Here is a 22235-nt window from a genome sequence, read left to right as displayed (position 1 = left end):
CGGCATTCGTCTTGACATATCTGGTCAATTCCAGAAAGATCCATCTGTCGATTACTGTCCCGGTCGCGATGCCGAGAGGTCGCCTTGCGGTTGCCCCGTGTGAGAACCCAGCACCGCCCCCACCGGTACGGCAACGACCGGATCCGGATCGGCGGCACCACCCGGGAGATCAACGACCCGGAAGGGCACGTCTGGGCGGCTCTGAACGCGATGGACGGCACCAGGACTCCGCAGGAGGTCGTCGCCCGCCTGCGCCGTGCGTACCCTCGGCTCACGGAGGCCGAGGCGACCGGCATCGTCGATCGCCTGCTCACCTCCGGATATGTGGAGGACGCCGCCGGCTCGCGGCCCGAGGAGCTCAGCCCGCGGGAGCTGGAACGCTACTCGCGTAACGCGGCGTTCTTCCACGGCAGCGGCCTCGCGCCACGCGATCACGGCTGGGATGCCCAGGTGCGCCTCAAACGCTCGCGCGTGCTCGTTCTCGGGCTCGGCGGCACCGGCAGCCACACGGCCTGGGCACTCGCCGCGTGCGGCGTCGGCGCGATCCACTGCGTGGACCGCGACCTGGTCGAGCTGTCCAACCTGACGAGGCAGGCCCTCTATCGGGAGGCCGACATCGGCAGTCCCAAGGTGGACGTGGCCGTCGCCCGGCTGGCCGAGGTCAACTCCTCCGTCCGCGTCACCGGTGAGACCCGCGCGGTCGAATGCGAGGAGGACATGCTCGACCTCGTACACGGGTTCGACGCGGTGGCGATGTGCGCCGACGAACCGGCAGGCCGGGGCGGCATCCGCATCTGGGTCAACCGGGCCTGCCTGACGGAGAAGATCCCGTGGGCGCTCGGCGGTTACAACGGCCCGCTGGTGAGCGTGGCGGCGTTCACACCCGAGGGCCCGTGCTACGAGTGCCTGACCGCGAGCGTCGACGCCCCGCTCGCGCCGGGAATCCCCCTCGACCTCGGCGGGCCGGACGTCATCGCGCCCTCCGCCGGGGTCTCGGGTCACCTGACCGCCCAGGCGGTCATCGCGTTCCTGACCGGGATGCCCACGACCTCGGGGAGCTACGTCACGGGCGTCAACCTCGTCGCGCCGGACCAGCACGTTTACACACGCCATCCGGCGGCGCCCGACTGCCCGGCCTGCGCGCCGGACGCGCTCCGCACGGGCCCCCTCGGCGCCGGGCCCCTCGGCAGCATGATCGGGTGACCCGGCCCCAGGCGGCCGGTGCGGACAACCGGCCGCCGACAAGGCGGGCACGCCTCGGCCGGGCGCGCCGTGCCACCCCGGCCGGTTCAGGGACCGCGCCCGATCAGGGGACCACGCCCGATCAGGCGACCGCGCCCGATCAGGCGACCGCGCCCGATCAGGGGACCGCGCCCGATCAGGGGACCGCGCCCGATCAGGGGGCCACGTCGCCCGGCCGATCACCCGAGCGGCGTCCCCGATCGGACGACCGCGCCCCGGATCAAGCGGGCCGCGCGATCCGGCCGGTCAGGCGCACTCACGATCAGATGACCGAGCGCATGGTCAGGCGAGCGGGATGGCCGCCCCGCGTTCGGACTCGGGGCGCGGGCCGTGGATGCGCCGCTCGCTCTCCTCGATCGGCACGTCGTTGATGCTCGCCTCCCTGCGGCTCATCAGGCCGTCTGCGGTGAACTCCCACAACTCGTTGCCGTAGCTGCGCCACCACCGGCCCTCGGCGTCGTGCCACTCGTACTGGAACCGTACGGCGATGCGGTCGCCGCCGAAGGTCCACAGGTCCTTGCGCAGGGCGTAGTCACGCTCGCGCTCCCACTTGCGGCGCAGGAAGGCGACGATCTCCTCTCGCCCGGTCAGGAACTCCGAGCGGTTGCGCCACACCGAGTCCTCCGTGTACGCGAGCGCGACGCGTTCGGGATCTCTGGTGTTCCAGGCGTCCTCGGCGGCCTGCACCTTCTGCCTGGCGGTCTCCTCGGTGAACGGCGGAAGCGGGGGACGTGTGCTCATCAGGCTCTCCTTCCCAAGCTGGAGAACGATCGTTCTCCATACGTATCCTAGAGAACGACCGTTTTCGCGGGCGAGGAGGGGGTCGGTGGCACCACAGAGCGCGGGCACCGCTCGGGGCGGGTCGGCGGACACCCAAGGCACGGACACCGCTCGCGGCGGTCCGGTGCACGACCGAGGCACGGACCCCGCTCGGGGCGGGTCGAAGGTCGTACGGCACGCGGACGCCGGCCGGGGCGGGTCGGGGGACACCGATGGCACGGGCACCGCTCGGCGCGGGCGGATCGACGGCGACGAGGCGCGCCGCCGCATCCTCGACGCCGCCGAGCGGCTGTTCTACGCCCAGGGCATCCAGGCCGTGGGCATGGACCAGATCCGCGACGCGGCCGGGGTCTCGCTCAAGCGGCTCTACCAGAGCTACCCCTCGAAGGACGCGCTGGTGGAGGCCTACCTGGAGCATCGCGACCGGCGGTGGACGCGGTCCCTGGACGAGCACGTCGCCCGCGCCGCCGCACCCGGCGACCGGGTGACGGCCGTCTTCGGCTTCCTCGCCGAGTGGTTCGGCACGGCGGACTTCCGCGGCTGCTCGTTCATCAACGCCTTCGGCGAGCTCGGCCCGACGTCACCGCCCGTCGCCGCGGCGGCGCGGGCGCACAAGAACGGGCTGCGGGAACGGCTCGGCACGCTCGCGGCGGAGGCGGGCGCCGCCGATCCGGACGCGCTCGCCGACCAGCTCCTGCTGCTGGTGGAGGGGGCCATCGTCGCCGCCGCCATGGGCACGGCCACCGGCCCCGCCGAGCGGGCCCGGTCCGCGGCGCTTGCCCTGCTGTCGGCGGCCCGCCGACCGGCCCCATCCCGCCGCTGACCTGTCCCGCGGCTGACCCGTCCCGCGGCCGACCCGTCCCGTATCCGCCCCCTGCCCGCCTCCGGGTCTCGCAGCCGGCCGCGTACGGCCCGTGCCCGGAAAACGGCGCGGAGGACTACAGGTCGGAGGACTACAGGGAGGCGTCGCCGTGGCCGGAGGTGGTCGCCTCGGGCGTTCGGTTCGTCTCGCCGTGCGCCTGCTGGGGCAGGAGGACCCGGGCGAGACGCGGCGCGGGGTCCGGCGCCGCCCGGGGGAGGCGGATGGTGAAGGCGGCCCCGGCTCCCGGCCGCCCGTCCACCTCGATCGTGCCGCCGTGGGCGTCCATCACCTCGCTCACGAGGGCCAGGCCGATGCCGAGACCTCCGGCGTGGGGCAATCCGGCATGCCTGCCGAACAGGCGCTCGCCGTCACGCGGGTCCAGACCCACGCCGTCGTCCCGGACGCTGAGCCGTACGGTCTGTTCCTCCGAAGACACGGTCACCTTGATGTGGCCGCCCGCCGAGGTGTGGCGGAGCGCGTTGTCGAGGAGCGCGGAGATCACCCGGCGCAGCGCGGACGGCGCTCCGCGCACGACATGGTCACCCGGACCCCGCCGCACGTCGATCGTCACCCCGCGCTGCCCGGCGCGGGCCGCCTCGGCGTCGGCCGACTCCTCGGCCAGCGCGCCCAGGTCCACCGGCTCGAACGGCCGGCGGCGCTGCCTGAGCTGGGCCGACAGCAACAGGTCGTCGATCACCTCGCCGAGTTGCCCGATGCCGGTGACCAGCCGGTCGACGTCGCCTGCGACGAGATCGGGATCGGGCTCGCGCCGCAGGCGCCGGGCGGCGAGCTGCGCGCGGACGTGCAGCCGGGCCAGCGGGCTGCGCAGCTCGTGACTGACGTCGGCGGTGAACCGGCGCTGCCGGTCGAGTGCCTCGCCCAGCGGCGCGATCGCCCGGCGGGCGAGGACCTGGCCGATCAGCAACGCCGCCAGCAGAGCCGCGATCTCGGCCGCGCAGAGCGTGCGCAGCAGCCGCTCCCGCTCGGTGACGGGGTAGTACAGGTCCATCACCGCCTGCTGCAGCGCGTCGCCGCGCCACTGCGTACGGACCAGGTAGGTCGCGCCGCCGATCTCCGCGACCTCGACCCGGGTGCGGCCGTCGGCGGCGACCCGGTCGAGCTCCTCGCGCACCGGCAGGTTCTCCGGCGCCCCCGGGGTGCTCCGCAGGGTGCCCGCCCGGAGCTCGAACAGCCATACGCAGGGCGGCGGGTGGTCCATCGGGGCCGACATCGCGGCCACGGCCAGATCACGCCGGGCGGTGGCGTCCTGCTCGTCCACCACCACGCAGTAGACCAGCGTGCCCAGGAGGGCGATCGCCAGCGAGAACACGGCCGCCACCTGCGCGGTGATCCGGCGGCGTGTCCGGGTCAGCAGGCGCCGCTCGGGGTCGTAGGACCGCAGGGCCGTCACAGCTCACCCAGGCGATACCCCACGCCCCGCACCGTACGGACGACGTTGTGCCCCAGTTTGGCGCGCAGGTAGTAGACGTAGGTGTCCACGATGGCCTCGGTCCTGGCGCCGTCGAAGATCCGCTGCCGCAGCGACGTACGCGTGTGCACCTGCCGGGGGCGGGCCGCCAGCGCGTGGAGCAGCCGGCACTCCCGGCCGGACAGCGGCACCTGCTCGCCGGACGGCAGCCGTACGGTGCAGGACGCGGAGTCGAGCCAGCCGTCGCCGAGCGGCAGCAGCGCGGCCTGGTCCAGGTTTCTGCGGTGCAGGGCGCGCACCCTGGCCAGCAGCTCCTCGATCTCGAACGGCTTGACCAGATAGTCTTCGGCGCCCGCGTCGAGTCCGGTGACCCGGTCGGCGAGGGCGCCGAAGGCGGTGAGCATCAGCACCGGAGCGGTGACGGCCTGCTTGCGCAGCCGCCGCAGCAGATCGAGCCCGTCGACCACTGGCAGCCCACGGTCGATGATCATCACGTCGTAGCCGCGGCTCAGCGCCAGATGCAGGCCCCGCTGGCCCTCCAGCGCCAGGTCGACCGTGTAGCCCTGGTCGGCGAACACCTCGACCAGCATGTCTCCCAGCTCGCGGTCGTCCTCCACGAGCAGCAGGCGCATGGAGCGCGGTTCGGATGTCCCCGATATCCGTGCCACCGGACCACCGTGGCACCACAATTGGGAAATTTCCAGACTTCGGAACGCCTTCCCCGGAAACCTCCCTCCGTGTTCTGCGAATGTCCGAATTCACACATGAAATTAGTTGAAACCGGTTTCGCCGGCCGCCGCGCCCACCGGGGTCGCGCTCCCCGTGGTCGCCGCGCCTGCCCGCTCGTGGCGCTCCGGCAGCGCGAGCTTGTACAGGGGCATGGCCCCCGCGGTGGTGAGCACCGCCACGAGGACGAGCATGGCGAAGAGCTCCTGCGTGATCATGCCCTGTGCCAGGCCGATGTTGATGAAGATGAGGATCATCAGTCCGCGGGCGTTCATCATCGCGCCCATGGCCCAGGATTCACGCCAGCCGAATCCCAACGCCCGCGTCGCCAGCGAACAGCCGAAATACTTCCCGGAGAAGGCCAGGGCCAGAATAAGCGCGAACGTCAGGAGCGCGGAGCTTCCGGCGATGCCGCCGAGATGGGTGTTCAGCCCCGAGAACGCGAAGAAGACGGGCAGCAGCAGGGTCGATACGACGTCCATCATCCGGCCGTGCAGAGCGGCGCGGAACGCCGGATCGCGCGGCATCGACAACCCGGCGATGAAGCCGCCGAAGACCGAGTAGACGCCGATCGCGTCGGTGATCCATCCGGCCGTGAGCGGCACCAGCACGATCACGTACACGGCTCCGGCGCTGAGGCTCCCGGTGCGCGCGACGCGGCGGCCGAGGGGGCGCAGCAGCGGGGCCACCACCCCGAGCATCACCACCGCGAACAGCGCCGCCAGGGCGATGGTGCGCAGCGTGTCACCGGTGCCGCCGCCCAGGTGCACCGCCGACAGCGCCGCGAGCAGGCACCACGCCGCGGCGTCGTCGATCGAGGCGGCCAGCAGGGCGACCCTGCCGATACGGGAGTTCTGCAGCCCGCGCTCGTACAGGATCCTGGCGAGCATGGGGAACGCGGTCAGCGACAGCGCTCCCCCGAGGAACAGGGCGAACTCGATCCGGCCGACGTCCGGGCGGGAGAGGCTGTCCCACAGGGCGAGACCGGCGGCGCCGCCGAGCACCACCGGAGAGAGGATGCCCGCCGCCGCGAGCACGCCCGCCTTGCGCAGCTCGCCCGGCTCCCGGGCGTCGTGGTCGATCCCCGCCCCGACCAGGAACATGTACAACGTCAGGCCGAGGGTGCTGAGCACGTACAGGACCGGCCTGACCTCGTCGGGGAACAGTGCCTCCTGCGCGTCGGGAAACACCGCGCCGAGCAGCGTCGGCCCGAGCAGGACGCCGGCGACCATCTCGCCGACAACACGCGGCTGCAGCACCATGTTGGCCAGCCGGCCGCACACCGCGGCGGTCAGCAGGATGACGGCCAGGGCAGGCAGCACCCTGAGGACCAGCTCCAGGTTGGGATCGACCGCTTGGGCCTGCTCGGCAAGGGCGGCGAGGGCGGGGGGAGAATCAGGGGCGGAAACGGAGAGAAGGGCCGGAACGGGCATGGCAAGTGCCTCCGCTCGTGGTCGGAACCTGTGACTCGTTCGGAACCTGTGACTCGTTCGGGGCCTGAAATCGGCGGGCCGGAGCCGGAGATCCGGCGGGGCCTGAGATCTTGACCGGAGCCGGAGATCGGCGGGTCGTCTACGTGCCCTCGGTACGGGCGTGGCCGGAGAAGTGGCGCTCGCACAGCCGCAGCCGCCGCGCGTCCCACACCATGTACGTGCCGAGGACGAGCTGGACCAGGCTGCGCCAGACGTCCTCCCAGCCGTCCTTGAGCCGCATGTACAGCAGCGTCAGGCGGCGTCCCGGCCCGTGCCGCGCCGCCGCCGAGCCTGCTGGATCCAGGGGGGTGAGCAGGCACGGTCCCCGGTTGGGCAGCGACCGGGTGTGCGCGGCGGTGGAGTCGAGCTCGTACGCCCGCAGGATCTCCCGGACCGCGACCCGCAGGGCGAGCGGCGCGAGCCGCCACGCCGGGCAGGGACGGTTCGCCGGCATGCCGAACGGGATGTGGTTGAGCTCCCTGACCGGGGCGTGCCCGGGGGCGAAGCGGCCGGGATCGAAACGCCCGGGGTCGGGGAAGCCCGCGCGGTGGAAGGCGGGGTAGTCGAAGCACAGCACCGAACCGGCCGGGATGACGACGTCCTCGCCGAGGGGGATGTCGCCTGTGGTGATCCGGTGGGCGATGCCGAAGAGCGGATAGAGCCGCAGCGTCTCCGCGATCACCTGGTCGAGGTAGCGGTCGTCTCCGGCCCGCGCCCTGGCCTGTACGTCCGGGTGCCGGGCGAGCGCCATCAGCACATGGGCCGTGGCCTCCGACATCTGCACGACGGCCGTGTTGAAGAAGGCGCCCTGGAGATACAGCGCGCACTCCCGGGTGGTCAGGCCCGCGGGCAGCTCGTGTTTCACGCGGGGCAGCGACTCGACGAGATAGGCGGTCAGCCGGTCGCGCCGGTCCATGTGCCGCAGGCCGCAGCACTTGAGCGCGGTCACGACGTCGTCCGCGTTGCCGACGATGAGATCACGGGCATGCGGCGGGCACGGCTCGCCGAAGACGAGCTCGTAGGAGAACTCCGCCCAGACCGGCATCATCAGGTCGCGCAGCCGGACCACCCGACGTCTGTCCCCGCGCCCACCCTCCAGTGCCCGTACGACGCACGATCGGGTCAGCTCCTCCACCCGCGCCCGCGGCACGGACAGGATGCGGCGCGTGGCGAGGGCGACGGCGTCGTACCGCTCCCCGGCCTCCAGGTGCTCCTGGTGCATCTCGGGCCCCGGCGACAGCCAATACCAGAACAGGTCCGACAGGGCGGCGCCCTCGCTCCGGCCGGAGGCGGCCGGATGGGAGTAGACCTCCCTGAACCGGTCGACGCCGACGAGGTCGCCGGGCACCGTGATGCTCTCCTCGCCGTTGATCCTCGTGAACACCCAGCCGCGCAGCGCGACGACCCGCCCGGGCAGCCACCGGGGCAGGCTGATCACGACCACGACGGCCGCGGCCACCCACACCGCCGTCAGCATCGCCGCACCAATCCCGGTTCGAGGTCACGGACCGAGGCGAGGCCGCACAGGGTGAGCGCGTGCTCGACCTCGTCCCGCAGCATTTCGAGCACGCGGGCCACGCCGCACTCGCCGCCCGCCGCCAGGCCCCAGATCACCGGACGGCCGACCGCGACGGCGGACGCGCCCAGCGCCAGCGCCTTGACCACGTCGGTGCCGCGCCGGATCCCGCCGTCCACCAGCACCGGGACGGCCCCGCCGACGGCGGCCACGATCTCCGGCAGCAGATCGACGGTGGCGGGAACGGTGTCGAGCTGCCGTCCGCCGTGGTTGGAGACGTACAGCGCCGAGACGCCGTGGTCGAGGGCGAGGCGCGCGTCGGCGGGATGCGTGACGCCCTTGAGCACGATCGGCAGCCGGGTCATCCGCCGCAGCAGATCGACATGCTCCCAGGAGATCGCCGGTGACATGACGATCGGCCGCACCGGGCCCCGGTCGCCGTCACCGTCAGCATCGTGGTCGCCGTCGCCGTCGCGCAGGTTCTCGCAGTGCATGCCCTCGGGCAGGTCGTCGAAGCCGTTGCGTACGTCCTGGTCCCGGCGTCCCCGGGCGGGCGAGTCCACGGTGACGACCAGCGCCGCGCAGCCGGCCTTCTCGGCGCGCCGGACGATCGCCTCGGTGAACGCCATGTCAGGCTGCACGTAGAGCTGGAACCACAGGGTGGCGCCCGGCGCCGCCGCCGCGACGTCCTCGACCGCGACCGTGGCGGCCATGCTCACGATCATGATGGTCTCCGCGGCGGCCACCGCGCGGGCCGTGGCCTTCTCCCCCTCCGGGTCGGCGAGCCGGTGGAACGCGGTCGGCGCCACCAGCACCGGCATGGCCATGCGGCTGCCCAGCAGGGTGACCCCGATCTGCGGGGTTCCCGCGCCGCGCAGGACACGCGGCAGCAGCCCGAGCCGGGCGAACGCCGCCTCGTTGGCCTTCACCGTGACCTCGTCGCCGGCCCCACCGGCGAAATAGTCGTAGTGGGCGGGGTCCAGCCGGGCGCGGGCCGCCGCCTCGAAGTCCCGGATCGTCGCCAGCACGGCCGTCACACCGAAACAGGGAGGCTCTGACGCTGGAAGAAGTCCCGGAGCGGGCGCAGGTGCACCTCTTCCGAGGTCCAGTCGTTCTCCAGGTTCTCGGTCACGTGGTGGACGGCCTCCACCACGCCGCCTCTGTAGCGGCGTACGACCGGGTGGAGGTAATGGCCCTCGTCCGCCCGCTCCGCGTCGCTCTGCCTGATCCGCCCCACGCTGATGTCGAAGGGGTCGATCTTGTCATGGTGCGGGCCGTACTCCAGGGTGATCGCGTAGTGGCCCGCGTCGCCGAGCGGCGGGCCCTGCAGGTCGAGCGGCAGCTCCTCCAGGTAGCGCATGCCGCCGTTCCCGTCCGGGACGATCATGTCGGCGAGCACTCCGAACTGCTGCCACAGCGCCGAGCTGCGGTTGACCCGTTCGAGCACGGCCGCCGCGAGGGCGTCCGGGTCGGCGGGCAGGTCGCGGCCCGGCCAGGGAACGCCGTGATTCCGGTGCTCCAGCAAGCGGTGCAGGGCGCGCACGCCGTAGCGGAAACCGTGGATGAACGCGTTGGTGCCGCGCTTGAAGTCGAGCGACTGGGTGAGCGTGCCGGCGAAGTGGAGACCGGGCACGTTGACCGACTCGTACGCCGGAGTCAGCGCGGGGAACCGGTCCCCGATCGTCAGCTCGGGACGGCACTCGGGCGAGAAGATGGCGGCGTCGAACCGGAATCCGGTGCAGACGATCACCTTGTCGTACGGGATGTTCTTGGTGACCTCGTCGGCCCGGACGAAGGCCACCGTGACCAGGTAGGAGCCGTCGGCCCGGCGCTCGATGCGCCTGACGTCGCCGTCCAGCACGGCGTTCTGCAACTTGAGCTGATAGGTGTCGAGGAAGTTGGCGTTGAACGCGCGCAGGTGACCCACGAAGTGGGTCCGCCAGGCCAGGCGCACCGAGCGCGGCCCGGCCACGTGGATGACCGCGGCCGTCTCGACGAGGTTGTCGGCGGTCTCGAAGGCCGAGTTGCCCTTGCCGATGATCAGCACCCGCAGGTTCGTGTAGTTCGCGGGGTCGGTCGAGTGCGTGCCGTACGGCTCGGCCGTCTCGATGCCGGGGATGGGCGGGACGTTGGGCCGGGTGACCCCCGTCGCGACGATCACCCGCCGCGCCCGGTAGGTCCGGCCGTGCTCGTCGGTCACCGTGAACGGCCCCGCGGCGTCCGGGCGCGTGATCTCCGCGACCCGGGCGTCGTACGTGACGTGCAGGCCGTGGAAGGCGGCGAAGTCCTCCAGATAGCGGAGGAGGTCCTCGGCGGCGGGGAAATACCGGTCGCTGTAGTGCGTGAACAGGAGACGGGGGTCGTCCGACAGCAGCGAGTTCCAGTCCATCCGGAGGTTGAGCTCCGGGTCGTCCCATCCGGTGTACTTCTTGTTGACGGAGATGAGCGTGCGATGGCGGGGAAAGGTCCGGAAGAACGCGCCGGGCTCGGGCGCCGCCTCGAGAATCCGGTAGCTGCGCCCCGCCCGGTGCAGGAAGTGGCCCATCTGCAGGCCCGCCGGTCCGGCACCGATCACCAGGTAGTCCAGGATGTTGTCCGGCACTGACGCCTCCCTCACTGGGGTGCTTGAAGTTTCACCAGTGTTGGCGGGTGATTCTCAGAGACGGATCAGAGCGCAGACGACAGATGCCGCTCCAGCAGGGCACGCTTGTCCGGTTTTCCGCTCGGCGCGACCGGCACGGAGGACACCGTCGTGATCGTCCGGGGCACGCTGTCGGCGCCGAGCTCGGCGCGCACCAGCTCCGTCAGGGCGGCGTGGTCCGGGGCGCGGCCCGGAGCGGGCACGACGAACGCGTGGACGGCCTCCCCGGTCCGCTCGTCCGGCGCGCCGGTCACGTACGCCTCGGCCACGTCGGGGTGACCGGCCAGCACCTTCTCGATGGGACCGGCGTAGACGACGATCGCGTTCACCATGATCACGTCTCTGGTGCGGCCGGCCAGGTGCAGCAGGCCGGTCTCGTCGAGATGCCCGAGATCGCGGGTGCGCAGCCAGCCGTCCCGCAGCACGTCGCCGGTCTCCTCCGGCAGGTTCCAGTAGCCCGCCATCAGGAAGGGACTGCGCACGTGGATCTCGCCGGGGCGTCCCGTGCCGACCGGGCGGCCCTCCTCGTCGCGCACGCTGATCTCCACGCTGGGGTGCGGGCGGCCGACCGAGGTGAGCGCGTCGCGGCCTTCCCCTGGCGTGAGCAGGGAGATGATCCCGGCCTCGGTCGCGCCGTACGCGACATGGACGACCGGGCCCAGCCGGTCGAGCGCCTCCAGCAGCCGGTGCGGGCTGAAGGGCGACCCCGAGACCGTCAGCGCGCGCAGGCTGCCGACGTCCACCCGCTCCTCGCGGAGCAGGTCGAGCATCTGGCACACCCGGGGCACGGTCACGATCGCGCCGGTGATCCGGTGCCGCTCGATCGCGTACGGGAACAGGGGACGGCCGTCCTCCTCGGGGATCACCGCGGTGCCGCCGGACAGCAGGCACGGCGCCAGGAACTCCAGCACCACCAGGCTCGACAGGGTGCCGAACAGCAGGTAGCGCTCGAAGGACTCCGCGAAACCGGGCGCGATCGACGACCAGCCGCGATAACTGGACCAGTGCGCCGCCATGGCCCGATAGGTGAGCACGCAGCCCTTCGGCCGGCCCGTGCTGCCGCTGGTGAAGGTCAGCAGGGCCACGTCGTCCGGGCGTGCCGTCACGCCGGGGAAGCGGCCGTCGCCGGGATGAGCCACCAGGTCTTCTGCGCCGGGAACGGGCCCCAGCGACAGCACCGTGGCCGGTCCGGCGGCGTGGAGCAGGTCCGGCGTCGCCGTCGATCGATCAAGGATCACCGCGTCAACGCCCACGCCGAGGACGTCGGCGAGCTGCCCGGGCGTATACCCGGGCCGTACGCTGACGACGCGGCAGCCCAGCACGTGCGCGGCCGTCTGGGCGGCGAACGCCTCCGGTGACAGCCCGGTGCGGATCGCGACGCCCGTGCCGGGGCCGAGCCCCGCCTCGCGCATCGCACCGGCCATGCGTCCGATGAGGTCCAGCAGCTCGCCCCGGGAGACGATCCTGTCGCCATGTTCGAAGGCGGGGGTGCCGGGCGCGCCGCGCAGCGCCTCCAGCAGCAGGTGCGGGAAGGCATCCGCGGCCTGCTCGTACGGCCCACCGGAGTCCGGCGGCACGGCATCCGGCACGGCATCCGGCGCAGTAAGTGACGCAGTGCGGGGCCCGGCGTCCGGCGCAGCAAGTGACGCAGCGCGGGGCCCGGCGTCCGGCGCAGCAAGTGACGCAGTGCGGGGCCCGGCGTCCGGCGCAGTGTGCGGCAGGGCCTGCGGCGCGGTGTGCGGCAGGGCCTGCGGCGCGGTGGGTGGTGCGGTGTGCGGCAGGGTGTGCGGCGCGGTGGGTGGCGCAATGCGCGGCTCGGCGCGTTCCGGGTGCGGGGCGTGGATGACGGGATCGTTCACGTCCGGCTCCTTCGTCTCGCGAGGCACCCGCCCGCGGCGACGACACGACCCGCCGCGGCGCGGGCGCCGGTGTGCCACCGGCTGTCGCGACGGTAGGCGGCCCAGATCAGAGCCGGATCAGAGCCGCCCAGACCAGAGCCGCCCAGACCAGAGCCGCCCGGATCAGAGCCTCCCAGACCAGGGCCGCGTCGCGCCCGCGCCGCCCGCTGGCAACGGCCCAGGTGGGGGCGGCCCGGCGAGAGCAACCAGGGGAAGCGGCTCCGTGGGAGCGGCTTCCCGGAGGCGGCGGCGGGAGCAGCCCGGCCGGAACGGCGATCGGAGCGGCCCGATCGGAGCGGCCCGATGAGGATCGACCGAGGTCAGCCCATCGCGAGCATCATCGGGGCGAACATGCGGGCCCGGTCGCCGGGCATCGGCCTGCCGCCGCGGACCATGAAGGACGTCGAGAACGCCTCTGAAAGGCCCCGCTCGCCGAGCCGGCGCAGCAGGCTCGGCCGGGAGCGGTCGGCGTCGATCCGCACCAGCCCGTCGGCCCGGCGTGCGAGGTCGATCACGAGCGCGTGGGCGGCCTCCTCGTCGTCGACGACCACCGGCCCGATGAACAGGGTGCCGCCGTTGCGCCACGACACGGCGTAACCGGTGAGCCCCGTCTCGTCCTCGGTGACCCTTACCTCCTCGGCGAAGGCGAACAACCGCGTCAGAAGTTCGGCCCGGTCGGCGCCGAAGACCTCCCCGTCGAGCGCCAGCAGGGCGCCGAGATCGGCGTCGAGGTCGGCCGGCCTCGTCCGTACGGGGTCGTCCCCGACGCGCAGGCGCCCCACGCGCGCCTCGGTCACGCCCACGGTCTCGAAGCCGAGCTTCTCGTACAGCGGCCGGCCGAACTCGGTGGCCCAGAGGAAGACGGTCGCGTCACCGGCCGTGTCGAGCACGTGCGTCATCAGCCGGCGGCCCAGCCCGCGTCCGCCATACCGCGTGGCGACGAGCATCATGCCGATGCCCGCCGCTGTCGTGCCATATCGGGTGAGCGTGACCGTGCCCGCGAGATCTCCCGAAGGGGCGTCGATCGCGTAGACCTCGGCGTTCTCCAGGAGGAACAGCCACTTGCGCTCCTCCGGGGCCCAGTGCCTGTCCACGCTCAGGGCGACGCATCGATCCAGGTCCCCGGGTCCGAGCCGGCGTACGGGAAGCTCGGCGGCCGGCGTGTTGAGCGGGTCGGGCATGCGGTTTCTCGTCCCCGGTTTCTGTCCGCGTTCTTCGTTCTTCGTCCGCGTTCTCCGTCCGCGTTCTTGGTCGGCGCTCTTGGTCGGCGCTCTTGGTCGGCGCTCTTGGTCGGCGCTCTTGGTCGGCGCTCTTGGTCGGCGCCGGGCTCGTCGGCCCCGGCGCTCAGGGCGGCACCAGAGACTAGCCGCACCCCCGGACCGGCGGAAACCGATTATTTCGGCAAAAACCGCTGTCCAGCGGGCGGCCGATCTTGTCACGATCGTGCCATGCGACACTGGCCGCTCCTGGCACTACGACTGACCACCCCACGGCTGGAGCTGCGCCTGCCCGGCCTCGACGACCTGGACGCGCTCGCCGATCGGGCCGCCGAGGGGGTGCACGACTCGGGCGAGATGCCGTTCGGCGAGCCGTGGACGGACGCCCCGCCGCACGAACGCGCCCGCTCCACCGTCCAGGTCCACTTCCGGCAGTGGGGCACCTGGTCTCCCGGCCACTGGGCGTGCTCGTTCGTGACGGTATGGGAGAGCCAGGTGGTCGGCGTACAGGAGATGCGGGCCGTCGACTTCGCCGTCACCCGGGAGGTCGCCACCGGCTCGTGGCTCGGCAGGCGCTTCCACGGCAAGGGCATCGGCACCGAGATGCGCGCGGCCGTCCTGCACCTCGCCTTCGCCGGGCTCGGCGCGCGGTACGCCCGGTCGTCCGCCTTCGCCGACAACGCCGCCTCGCTGGCGGTCTCCCGCAAGCTCGGCTATCGGGAGGACGGGATCGGGGTCTTCAACCGCAGGGGCGAGGCCGTCGTCCAGCAGCGGGTGCGCCTGTCACGCGACGAGTGGAGGACGCCGGACGGGTTCGAGATCCACAACCTCGCACCCTGCCTCCCCCTGTTCGGAGTCGCGGAGGGGATCACGGATGCAGGGGGAGCCCCTTGAGCGTCTTGTCCACGGCGTTCCTGGGACCGTAGACGGCCAGCCCGACGAGCGGCATCTCCTCGGCCGTGACGGCCCGTACGGCGGCGCGGTTGTCCACGTCGTTGCCGGTCTTGAACATCTCCTCGATGTAGACGGCCGCGGCGAGCCCGCGTTCGACGGCACGGGCGCGCACGCGGGCCAGCCCGGCGGGGTCGGCGGCGTAGACGAGCACGGGCTGGCGGAACATCGGCAGATAAGAGGTGCCCGAGCCGTCCTCGTACCGCTCCCCGATCACCTCGGGGGCTCCCCCCGCGACCGCGCTCGCCAGGAACGCCGTCACGTTCAGCTTCTGCCACACGGCGAGGTCCTCCCGGACCACGATCCCGATCTTGGTGTCGAAACGCATGCGCCCCAGCCTGCCCGCACGCACCCGGGCGGTCTTGTACGCTCGTGCGCCCCGCACAATGGTGGGGTGGCACAGGATTGGTCCCGCTACTGGCGCTCTCCCGACCGGTCGCTGGAAGCCATGCACGCCCACTTCGCGCAGCACGTCTATCACCGGCACAGCCACGAGACCTATTCCTTCGGCGTCACCGAGGAGGGCCACCAGGCGTTCACCTGCCGTGGAGCCGCGCACACGAGCGTGACGGGCATGGTCATGGCGTTCAACCCGGACGACCCGCACGACGGGCACGCCGCCGACGCCCTCGGGTTCACCTATCGGATCGTCCACATCGGGCCCGAGCTGGTCACCGGCGTGCTGGGCGACGTGGCCGGGCGGGAGACGGGCCCGCCGTTGTTCCCCCACCCCGTCGTACGCGACCCGGCGCTCGCGGCCGGGCTCCGGGCGCTGCACAGGGCCCTGCTCGGGGGCGCCGGCGCCCTCCGCCGCGACGAGTTGCTGACCGCCGTCGTCTCCTCGATCGTCCGGCGTGCCGCCACCCGGCCGGTGCGGGCTCGGGAGGCCACCTCCGCGGACGCCCGCCGCATCGCCGAGCGGGTGCGCGGCCACCTCCAGGACGCCCCGCTCGCCGACGTCACCGCCGACGACCTCGCCGCCGTGACCGGGCGCAGCAGGTTCGCGGTCTATCGCGCCTTCCGTGCCGTGTACGGCATGGCGCCCAGCGACTACCAGCGCCTGCTCCGGTTGCGTACGGCCCGGCGGCTGATCGCGCAGGGCCGTTCACTGAGCGACGCGGCGGCCGAGGCGGGGTTCGCCGACCAGAGCCACCTCACCCGCTGGTTCGTCCACTGTTATGGCATAAGCCCGGGTAACTACCAGGCGGCCGCGGCGGCCTGATCCACGCCGCCCTTGAGCACCGGGCGCGGGCCGATCCGGTCGGCCGGCGTGCCGAACGCCGGTTCGAGCACGACCTCGGCGCCGTCATACAGGGCGAGCAGCAGGCCGGGCCGGAGCGGGGACGCTCCCGCGCCGTCACCGGCCACGCCGAGACCGGCCGCGATGCCGTGCGCGCCGAAGGCGGTGGTGAACCCGGCGGCGTACAAGGGCCACAGGCACGCGCGGCTCACAGGCCGGTGCGATGGGTCACGCCAGGCGCGGCGGGAACCCGCCGGTGGCCACCGGGCCCCAGGACGTCGGGGTGATCCGCACCAGCGACTTGCCCTGGCGGACCATCGCCGCGCGATACTCCTCCCAGTCGGGGTGCTCGCCGGAGATCGAGCGGTAATACTCGACCAGCGGCTCCAGGGCCTCCGGCAGGTCGAGCACCTCGGCGGTGCCGTCCACCTGCACCCACGGCCCGTCGAAGTCCTCCGACAGCACCACGACGCTCGTGCGCGGGTCACGGCGGGCGTTGCGGGTCTTGGCGCGCTCGGGGTAGGTGGACACGACGATGCGGCCCTCGGCGTCGACTCCGCACGTCACCGGAGACGCCTGGGGACCGCCGTCACGCTTCGTCGTGATCAGGATCGCCCGGTGGCGACCCCGGATGAAGTCGAGCAGCTCCTCACGGGAAACCTTCTCTGCGGTCGCGATCCTCGGACTCATGCTGTCTCCTCGCCTCCGGCTCGGAGTGGCATGAGCCAGGCGCCGTGCCTCTCGCTCCGCTCACTCATGCGCTCTCCTCGCCTCCGATGCGGAGCGGCATGTCGTGCCCATTTGATCCGCTCCGCTCATTCATGCCCGTCACTTTAGTGACCGTCCGGAGGCGGGGCTCCGCTCCACCAGGCAGGTGACGCCGCCGAGCAGGAGCCGGAGGCCGAGAACCAGGCGCCGGCCACGGAGAACCCGGGCCGTGGGGCGTCCGAGGCGTCCGTTGACCGGGCAAAGGACCCGATCTCCCTGGACGAGTGAGGGACCCGTGGCTCTTTACCTGTCCTCTACCCGACTAGCACCCACTACGTACGTATGTCGCGAACAGGTATCGATACGGGTGTTTTCCCCCTCCTCGCACCAAGGCACAAGAGGGCAGTCTGAAAACGTCCTAAAGAGTGCATGAGAGTCAGGGGACCGATCATGTGCCAGCACCACCCGCAGTGCCCGTCAGCGGACGCACCTGACCGCGACGCGGCCTGTCTGATCGCTTTCCACCCGGAGCAGGGATGGGGCCTGCTCTGCAACGGCGTGGTGCTCTTCGACGACAGCGGTGAGCTCATGCCGGATGGTCGCAGCATCCCGGCTCGCGCTTCTTTGGGGTGTGCCGCATGAGTCTGCTCACTCCTGTTCAGGACGATTCGTTGTCATCCGTGTCACCGTCAGCGCAGAGCGGCGAGACGCAGACCGCCCGGCAGCACCGGCACTCCGCGATCCGGCACCGCTGGGACGCGCTGCGGAAGCGGGTGGGCGACCTCGCGATCCGGCTTGTGGAGGAGCCCGACGTGGAGACGGCGTCCTGGCGACTGCCCGCCGACGTCACCTCCGCCGGGCTGGCCCGGCGGCTGGTCCACGAGCGCCTCACCACCTGGGGCATGGAGGACCTGTCCGACGTGACCCAGCTCCTCGTGACCGAGCTGGTCACCAACGTGGTCTGCCACACCTGCTGCGGTGACCTCGTCGTACGGCTGTCGGCCGTCGAGGGGCTGCTGCGCTGCGAGGTGGAGGACACCGACGGCACGATGCCCCAGATGGCCCAGCCCTCCTCGGGCGAGGAGCACGGGCGCGGACTGCGGCTGATGGACACGCTGGCCTGCTGCTGGGGCGCGGAGCGCACCCGCCAGGGCAAGATCACTTGGTTCGAGCTGCCGGCTTACGCCCTCCACTGACCGGCCCGGTCTTCGGGCCTGCGGCACCGTCCGCGACCTGGCCGTCCGCGCCCTCGCTCAGTCTTTCCTTCACCCAGGCGGCGACCTGGGCGCGCGACTTGAACCCCAGCTTGTCGAGGATGTGCTCGATGTGGCCTTCCGCGGTGCGCTGAGAGATCACCAGTCTCCCCGCGATGTCCTTGTTGCTCAGTCCCTCGGCGACAAGGTGCGCGATCTCCGTCTCTCTGCGCGTCAGCGGCGCGATCCGGCCCTCGAACGGCGCGGGCCCCCGCGCGGCGGCGGGCGCTCGTTCGAGCAACGCGTATTCCAGGGCCTCTTCCCTCGTCAGGGCCGCGCCCCGGGAGAACTCGGCCTGGAAGGCGCGCTCGCCCAGCGCCTCCCGGGTCACCGCCTCGCACTCGTCGTGATATCGGCTCATGTGGCGGAACTCCGCCAGCCGCGCCCCGACGGCCTGCCAGCAGGTCTGTACGACGCCGAGCATCCGGGCCGCCCGCTCGTACTTCTGCTCACCCGCGGCGAACCAGGCGTGGGCCTCCAGGTTCATGCCCATGCCGAGCTGGTCGCCCATCGCCGTGTTATAGCGCAGGCTCTCGTTGTCGATCGCGCAGGCCGCGCGCACGTCGCCGCGGTGCCAGGCGTCGATCGCCAGCGCCAGCAGCGCGTACGCCCGGTGCCAGACCTCGCCGTGCAGGTCGCAGAGGGCCACGCATTCCTCGGCGAGATCACGGGCGGCCGGACGGCCGAGGAACGCGTTGGCCAGGGCGAGCCGGTTGAGTGCCAGCGCGAGGCCGATGGGGTTGCCGGCGGCGCGGTGGATGGCCTCCGCCTCCTCATATCGCCGCATGCCGCTTTCCAGGTCGCCCCCGGACACGGCCGCCATGCCGTACAGGAACGCGATGTAGCCGAGCGTCACCCGCAGCCCGAGCCGCTCGGCGATCGACGCGGCCTCATCCAGCCGGGCGAGCGTGGTGGTGTAGTCGCCCCTCAGCAGGGAGATCCAGGCGCCCGCCCACAGCGCGTGGGCGCGCACCTCGCCGGGTTCGGTCGCGGCGGCCAGGCTCCGGTCGAACCAGCCCGCCCCCTCCGACAGGTGGTAGCCGCTCCAGTGGTAGAGCAGTTCGGCGGTCATCGCCAGGCCCGTCTCGGCCTCTCCCGGCTCGCGCAGCGACCAGTCCAGGGCCTTGCGCAGGTTGGCGTGGTCGCGCTGGAGACGTTCCACCCACGATTGCTGGGCGGCGCTGAACAGCTCCGCCCAGGCCCGCGAGGTGATCTTCCGGTAGTAGTCGCGGTGGCGCCGGTGCAGCGTCGCCTCCCCGCCGGACTCGGCCAGCCGTTCCCGGCCGAACTGCCGCACGGTGTCGAGTAGGCAGTAGCGGACCATGCCGTCGGACTCCCTGCGGAGCAGGACCGACTTGTCGACCAGGCCCGCGATGAGTTCGAGCACGTCCTCGCGGGCGATCCCGTCGCCGGCGCACACCTGCTCGGCCGCCTCCAGGTCGAGGCAGCCGGCGAAGACCGAGACCCGCTGCCACATCAGCCGTTCCTGCTCGGTGCACAGGTCGTAGCTCCACTCGAACAGCGCCCGCAGCGTACGCTGCCGGGGCAGCGCGGCCCGCGAACCCCCGGTGAGCAGCCGGAACCGGTCGTCCAGCCGCTCCAGCACCTGCCGCACCGACAGGGCGCGCAGCCGTACGGCCGCCATCTCGATCGCCAGGGGCAGGCCGTCGAGCCGGCGGCAGATCTCGGCCACCGCGTCCTCGTTCTCCTCGGTCACCTCGAACCCGGGGACGACCGCCGCGGCCCGCTCGGCGAACAGCCTGACCGCGTCCGACTCGGCGAGCGGCACCGCCGAGTCGCCGTCCGGGGTGGGCGTCGAGAGCGGCGACAGCTCCACGATCTGCTCGCCGGCGATGCCCAGCGCCTGCCTGCTCGTGGCGAGGATCCGGAGCTCGGGAAGCGCGCGGACCAGCGTGTCCACGAGCACCGCGCACTGGGCGAGGAGGTGCTCGCAGTTGTCGAGCACGATCAGGGTCTGCCTGCCCCGCAGGCGTTCGATCAGCGCGTCGAGCGGCGACCGGGTCGAGTGCTCGTTGACCGGCAGCGCCTCGGCCACGGCCTGCACCAGAAGATCCGGATCTTCGAGCGCGGCCAGTTCGATGAACCGCACGCCGCCGGGGAAGGTCCTGCGTACCTCCTCGGCCACCCGCAGCGCGAGGCGGGTCTTCCCCACCCCGCCCGCGCCGATCAGCGTGACCACGTGCGAGATCCCTATCAGGCGTTTGAGCTCGGCCAGCTCGTGGCGCCGCCCCACGAAGCTGGTCACCTCCGCGGGCAGCCCGTCCAGTTCCCCCCTGGCAACTCTCGTTCGCATCGCGGTCATGACGCCCACGCCGCCCCCGTCGTCCTGGCACAAACCACCACGTCGTGGCACATACCAGCGTACAAACGCAGGTCAGGCCGTGCTCTGCCCGCTCGTCGGGGCGTACGCCCCGCCCTTCGCCGGGTGGGGCGCCCGGGCGGCGGGCTCAGCCCTTCATCCGCCGCAGGATCTGCTCGCGCCTGAGCTCCAGGTCGTCGATGAGCGCCTCCTGCTGCTCGACGTTGGTCAGCAGGGTGGCCCTTTCCGCCGGATCCGTGGGCGCGTCCCAGCTCTGCCCGATCTCCTCGCGCATCTGCACGGTCTCCCTGCGCAGGCGCTCGATCTGGGCCTCCAGCTCTTCGAGCTCCTTCTTGAGCTCCGGATCGTCCATGCCTCACCGTCCCGTCGCGTCACGCGCGTTCACCGTGGCGTGTTCGTCCACCCCATTCCACGGGGACGGCAAACTATTCGGCGACGGTGACAGGGAGATAGACGGTCTCGCCGGTCGCGCGGGCCCGCTGCGCGGCCCTCAGCCGCGCCACCAGGTAGGCCGGCATGAGGGTGGCGGCCTGCTCCGCCGTGAAGAACCCGTAGTCGTCCAGCTCCTCCTCCTGGAGGACGACGCCTGTGCCGTCTTCGAACGTGCCGCAGTCGAACAGGAAGTGGACCAGGGGGATCGGCCGGTCGTCCAGCGGCGGCACCCACTGGACCACGAGGAGGCGGCCCACCTGCCGGGTGAGGCCCAGCTCCTCGGCCAGCTCGCGGCCACAGGCCGCCTCGGGCGACTCGCCCTCGTCGATGTGGCCCCCCGGCCAGCCCCAGTGGTCGCGATAGCCGGGCTTCACGAGCAGGACCCGCCCGGAGGAGTCGGTGAGGAAACCGGCCGCAGCGGCGGCCACCTTGAACAGCCCCGCGTAGAAGGCGTCCGCCGGGATCATCGCAGCTCCGATCTCATGCCCCGAGCCTAGCTACGCGCCGGTGGTGCGGAAACGCGACCGATATGCGGCGGGCGGCACGCCGATCTCCCGGACGAACGCCCGCCGCATGGTCTCGGGCGTGCCGAACCCGGCATGCCGCGCGACCACGTCGAGCGGGTCGTTCCCTGCCTCCAGCAGGCCCCGCGCCGTCTCGACCCTCACGAGCTCGACGTACCGGGCGGGGGTCATGCCCGTCTCCCCCTTGAACAGCCGGGTGAGCTGGCGGACGCTCAGCCCCGCCCGGGCGGCCATCGCGGTCAGCCCGTGATCCGCGGCCGGGTCGACGGTCACCGCGTCGAGCACCTGCCGCAGGGTCCCGCCGCCCGTGCCGCCGGAACGCAACCGCACGCTGAACTGCGACTGGCCGCCCGGCCGCTGCATGAACACCACCATGTGCTTGGCGACCGTCCGGGCCAGGCCGGGGCCGTAGTCCTCCTCGACCAGACCCAGCGCCAGGTCGATTCCGGACGTCACCCCCGCCGAGGTGATCACGCGGCCGTCCCGGACGAAGATGGCGTCCGGGTCGACCGTCACACGGGGATAGCTGAGCGCCAGGCGGTCGGCCAGGTCCCAGTGGGTGGCCGCCCGGCGTCCGTCGAGGATCCCGGCCGCCGCGAGGACGAACGCCCCGGCGCACACCGACGCCGTGCACCCGGCCCGCTCCGACAGCCGGCGGATCTGGTCGAGCAGCACCGGGTCGCCTTCGGTGGCCGCGACGTCCGGGCTGCCCGGCACGAGCAGCACGTCGGGAGACTCCCCGCCCAGGTCCTCCAGCGCCAGGTCGGCGCCGAGCCGGACGCCGCCGCTGGTCCTGATGTCCCGCCCGCCCGGGGAGGCCGTCCGCAGCCGGTACGTCGCCCCGTGCTCGTTGGCGACGGTGAACACCTCCAGGGGGCCGGTCACGTCCAGCAGCCGGACGCCGTCGTACACGACGACGACCACGCAGTGACCCGCCCGCGTCCGGACGCCCATGCGTCCAGTCTGCGCCACCCCCTTCCGCATCGCCGACCCCGCCGGAGAG

The 22235-nt window shown here is 72.2% G+C and carries 22 protein-coding genes; 6 read left to right on the top strand and 16 right to left on the bottom strand.

Annotation, left to right across the window (positions count from 1 at the left end):
- The first annotated feature begins 99 nt into the window (after positions 1 to 99).
- The gene (locus tag HCK04_RS20950) at positions 100 to 1203 is read left to right on the top strand and encodes a ThiF family adenylyltransferase (RefSeq protein ID WP_205830505.1); all 1104 of its coding nucleotides are present in this window, start codon (positions 100 to 102) and stop codon (positions 1201 to 1203) included.
- A 321-nt stretch (positions 1204 to 1524) separates the two neighbouring features.
- Here the strand turns inward: HCK04_RS20950 and HCK04_RS20945 are convergent, their stop codons facing one another.
- Positions 1525 to 1986 (bottom strand): nuclear transport factor 2 family protein, encoded by a 462-nt coding sequence (locus tag HCK04_RS20945; RefSeq protein WP_205830525.1) that lies wholly within the window; start codon positions 1984 to 1986, stop codon positions 1525 to 1527.
- A gap of 82 nt (positions 1987 to 2068) precedes the next feature.
- Between HCK04_RS20945 and HCK04_RS43690 the strand changes: the two genes are divergently transcribed.
- Entirely contained in the window at positions 2069 to 2845 is a 777-nt protein-coding gene (locus HCK04_RS43690; protein ID WP_260617354.1) for a TetR/AcrR family transcriptional regulator, read from the top strand.
- A 130-nt stretch (positions 2846 to 2975) separates the two neighbouring features.
- Here HCK04_RS43690 and HCK04_RS20935 read toward each other — a convergent pair whose 3' ends face one another.
- The 8 genes from HCK04_RS20935 to HCK04_RS20900 all read right to left on the bottom strand — a co-directional run bounded on the left by HCK04_RS20935 (position 2976) and on the right by HCK04_RS20900 (position 13747).
- Entirely contained in the window at positions 2976 to 4295 is a 1320-nt protein-coding gene (locus HCK04_RS20935; protein WP_205830504.1) for a HAMP domain-containing sensor histidine kinase, read from the bottom strand.
- Positions 4292 to 4945: a response regulator transcription factor gene (locus HCK04_RS20930; RefSeq protein WP_205830503.1), complete on the bottom strand. Its 654-nt coding sequence runs from the start codon at positions 4943 to 4945 to the stop codon at positions 4292 to 4294. The genes HCK04_RS20935 and HCK04_RS20930 overlap by 4 nt, the downstream gene beginning before the upstream one ends.
- Positions 4946 to 5083: 138 nt before the next feature.
- On the bottom strand, positions 5084 to 6472 hold the full coding sequence (locus tag HCK04_RS20925) for a cation:proton antiporter (protein ID WP_142649056.1): 1389 nt from the start codon (positions 6470 to 6472) through the stop codon (positions 5084 to 5086).
- Positions 6473 to 6611: 139 nt separating this feature from the next.
- Positions 6612 to 7988: a cytochrome P450 gene (locus HCK04_RS20920; protein WP_142649055.1), complete on the bottom strand. Its 1377-nt coding sequence runs from the start codon at positions 7986 to 7988 to the stop codon at positions 6612 to 6614.
- Positions 7982 to 9064 (bottom strand): alpha-hydroxy acid oxidase, encoded by a 1083-nt coding sequence (locus HCK04_RS20915; RefSeq protein ID WP_205830502.1) that lies wholly within the window; start codon positions 9062 to 9064, stop codon positions 7982 to 7984. The genes HCK04_RS20920 and HCK04_RS20915 overlap by 7 nt, the downstream gene beginning before the upstream one ends.
- Positions 9061 to 10629, bottom strand: coding sequence for an NAD(P)-binding domain-containing protein (locus HCK04_RS20910; protein WP_168066128.1), 1569 nt, complete (start codon positions 10627 to 10629; stop codon positions 9061 to 9063). Before HCK04_RS20910 ends, HCK04_RS20915 begins: the two co-directional genes overlap by 4 nt.
- A gap of 65 nt (positions 10630 to 10694) precedes the next feature.
- Complete coding sequence (locus HCK04_RS20905; protein WP_221889949.1) at positions 10695 to 12527, bottom strand: AMP-binding protein; 1833 nt, start codon at positions 12525 to 12527, stop codon at positions 10695 to 10697.
- A gap of 359 nt (positions 12528 to 12886) precedes the next feature.
- Positions 12887 to 13747, bottom strand: a complete 861-nt coding sequence (locus HCK04_RS20900; RefSeq protein ID WP_142649054.1) for a GNAT family N-acetyltransferase — start codon at positions 13745 to 13747, stop codon at positions 12887 to 12889.
- 267 nt (positions 13748 to 14014) lie between these two features.
- Here HCK04_RS20900 and HCK04_RS20895 point away from each other — a divergent pair, with 267 nt between their 5' ends.
- Positions 14015 to 14677 (top strand): GNAT family protein, encoded by a 663-nt coding sequence (locus HCK04_RS20895; RefSeq protein WP_142649053.1) that lies wholly within the window; start codon positions 14015 to 14017, stop codon positions 14675 to 14677.
- Here HCK04_RS20895 and HCK04_RS20890 read toward each other — a convergent pair.
- Positions 14652 to 15062, bottom strand: a complete 411-nt coding sequence (locus HCK04_RS20890; protein WP_142649052.1) for a DUF2000 domain-containing protein — start codon at positions 15060 to 15062, stop codon at positions 14652 to 14654. The genes HCK04_RS20895 and HCK04_RS20890 overlap by 26 nt on opposite strands.
- A gap of 66 nt (positions 15063 to 15128) precedes the next feature.
- Between HCK04_RS20890 and HCK04_RS20885 the strand changes: the two genes are divergently transcribed.
- Positions 15129 to 15956 carry an AraC family transcriptional regulator gene (locus tag HCK04_RS20885; RefSeq protein WP_260617353.1) on the top strand — a complete coding sequence of 276 codons (828 nt, stop codon included), beginning with the start codon at positions 15129 to 15131 and terminating at the stop codon, positions 15954 to 15956.
- Here HCK04_RS20885 and HCK04_RS20880 read toward each other — a convergent pair.
- A complete protein-coding gene (locus tag HCK04_RS20880) occupies positions 15932 to 16186 on the bottom strand; it encodes a hypothetical protein (protein WP_205830501.1) in 255 nt (84 codons plus the stop codon). The two genes, HCK04_RS20885 and HCK04_RS20880, sit on opposite strands and share 25 nt — an antisense overlap.
- Before the next feature lie 16 nt (positions 16187 to 16202).
- Positions 16203 to 16664: a PPOX class F420-dependent oxidoreductase gene (locus tag HCK04_RS20875; RefSeq protein ID WP_142649051.1), complete on the bottom strand. Its 462-nt coding sequence runs from the start codon at positions 16662 to 16664 to the stop codon at positions 16203 to 16205.
- Between the two features lie 468 nt (positions 16665 to 17132).
- Here HCK04_RS20875 and HCK04_RS42595 point away from each other — a divergent pair, with 468 nt between their 5' ends.
- Complete coding sequence (locus HCK04_RS42595; RefSeq protein WP_142615988.1) at positions 17133 to 17324, top strand: DUF5999 family protein; 192 nt, start codon at positions 17133 to 17135, stop codon at positions 17322 to 17324.
- Positions 17325 to 17362: 38 nt separating this feature from the next.
- Complete coding sequence (locus HCK04_RS20865) at positions 17363 to 17878, top strand: ATP-binding protein (RefSeq protein ID WP_142649050.1); 516 nt, start codon at positions 17363 to 17365, stop codon at positions 17876 to 17878.
- Here the strand turns inward: HCK04_RS20865 and HCK04_RS20860 are convergent.
- The 4 genes from HCK04_RS20860 to HCK04_RS20845 form a co-directional block, all read right to left on the bottom strand.
- Entirely contained in the window at positions 17841 to 20249 is a 2409-nt protein-coding gene (locus HCK04_RS20860; RefSeq protein WP_142649049.1) for a LuxR C-terminal-related transcriptional regulator, read from the bottom strand. The two genes, HCK04_RS20865 and HCK04_RS20860, sit on opposite strands and share 38 nt — an antisense overlap.
- 154 nt (positions 20250 to 20403) lie before the next feature.
- Positions 20404 to 20628 (bottom strand): hypothetical protein, encoded by a 225-nt coding sequence (locus HCK04_RS20855; protein ID WP_142649048.1) that lies wholly within the window; start codon positions 20626 to 20628, stop codon positions 20404 to 20406.
- Between the two features lie 73 nt (positions 20629 to 20701).
- Positions 20702 to 21175: an NUDIX hydrolase gene (locus HCK04_RS20850; RefSeq protein WP_142649047.1), complete on the bottom strand. Its 474-nt coding sequence runs from the start codon at positions 21173 to 21175 to the stop codon at positions 20702 to 20704.
- A gap of 30 nt (positions 21176 to 21205) precedes the next feature.
- On the bottom strand, positions 21206 to 22186 hold the full coding sequence (locus tag HCK04_RS20845) for a GlxA family transcriptional regulator (protein ID WP_142649046.1): 981 nt from the start codon (positions 22184 to 22186) through the stop codon (positions 21206 to 21208).
- Positions 22187 to 22235: the final 49 nt, after the last annotated feature.

Source organism: Microbispora sp. CL1-1, from assembly GCF_012034195.1.
Taxonomy (GTDB): domain Bacteria; phylum Actinomycetota; class Actinomycetes; order Streptosporangiales; family Streptosporangiaceae; genus Microbispora.
This window is presented reverse-complemented; position numbering and strand designations above follow the sequence as displayed.

Bases quoted from the DNA above. Each gene is read 5' to 3' on its own strand.
- HCK04_RS20930 (WP_205830503.1), bottom strand. From the start codon at position 4,945: ATGCGCCTGCTGCTCGTGGAGGACGACCGCGAGCTGGGAGACATGCTG.
- HCK04_RS20925 (WP_142649056.1), bottom strand. From the start codon at position 6,472: ATGCCCGTTCCGGCCCTTCTCTCCGTTTCCGCCCCTGATTCTCCCCCC.
- HCK04_RS20920 (WP_142649055.1), bottom strand. From the start codon at position 7,988: ATGCTGACGGCGGTGTGGGTGGCCGCGGCCGTCGTGGTCGTGATCAGC.
- HCK04_RS20900 (WP_142649054.1), bottom strand. From the start codon at position 13,747: ATGCCCGACCCGCTCAACACGCCGGCCGCCGAGCTTCCCGTACGCCGG.
- HCK04_RS20895 (WP_142649053.1), top strand. From the start codon at position 14,015: ATGCGACACTGGCCGCTCCTGGCACTACGACTGACCACCCCACGGCTG.
- HCK04_RS20890 (WP_142649052.1), bottom strand. From the start codon at position 15,062: ATGCGTTTCGACACCAAGATCGGGATCGTGGTCCGGGAGGACCTCGCC.
- HCK04_RS20875 (WP_142649051.1), bottom strand. From the start codon at position 16,664: ATGAGTCCGAGGATCGCGACCGCAGAGAAGGTTTCCCGTGAGGAGCTG.
- HCK04_RS42595 (WP_142615988.1), top strand. From the start codon at position 17,133: ATGTGCCAGCACCACCCGCAGTGCCCGTCAGCGGACGCACCTGACCGC.
- HCK04_RS20860 (WP_142649049.1), bottom strand. From the start codon at position 20,249: ATGCGAACGAGAGTTGCCAGGGGGGAACTGGACGGGCTGCCCGCGGAG.
- HCK04_RS20855 (WP_142649048.1), bottom strand. From the start codon at position 20,628: ATGGACGATCCGGAGCTCAAGAAGGAGCTCGAAGAGCTGGAGGCCCAG.
- HCK04_RS20850 (WP_142649047.1), bottom strand. From the start codon at position 21,175: ATGATCCCGGCGGACGCCTTCTACGCGGGGCTGTTCAAGGTGGCCGCC.
- HCK04_RS20845 (WP_142649046.1), bottom strand. From the start codon at position 22,186: ATGGGCGTCCGGACGCGGGCGGGTCACTGCGTGGTCGTCGTCGTGTAC.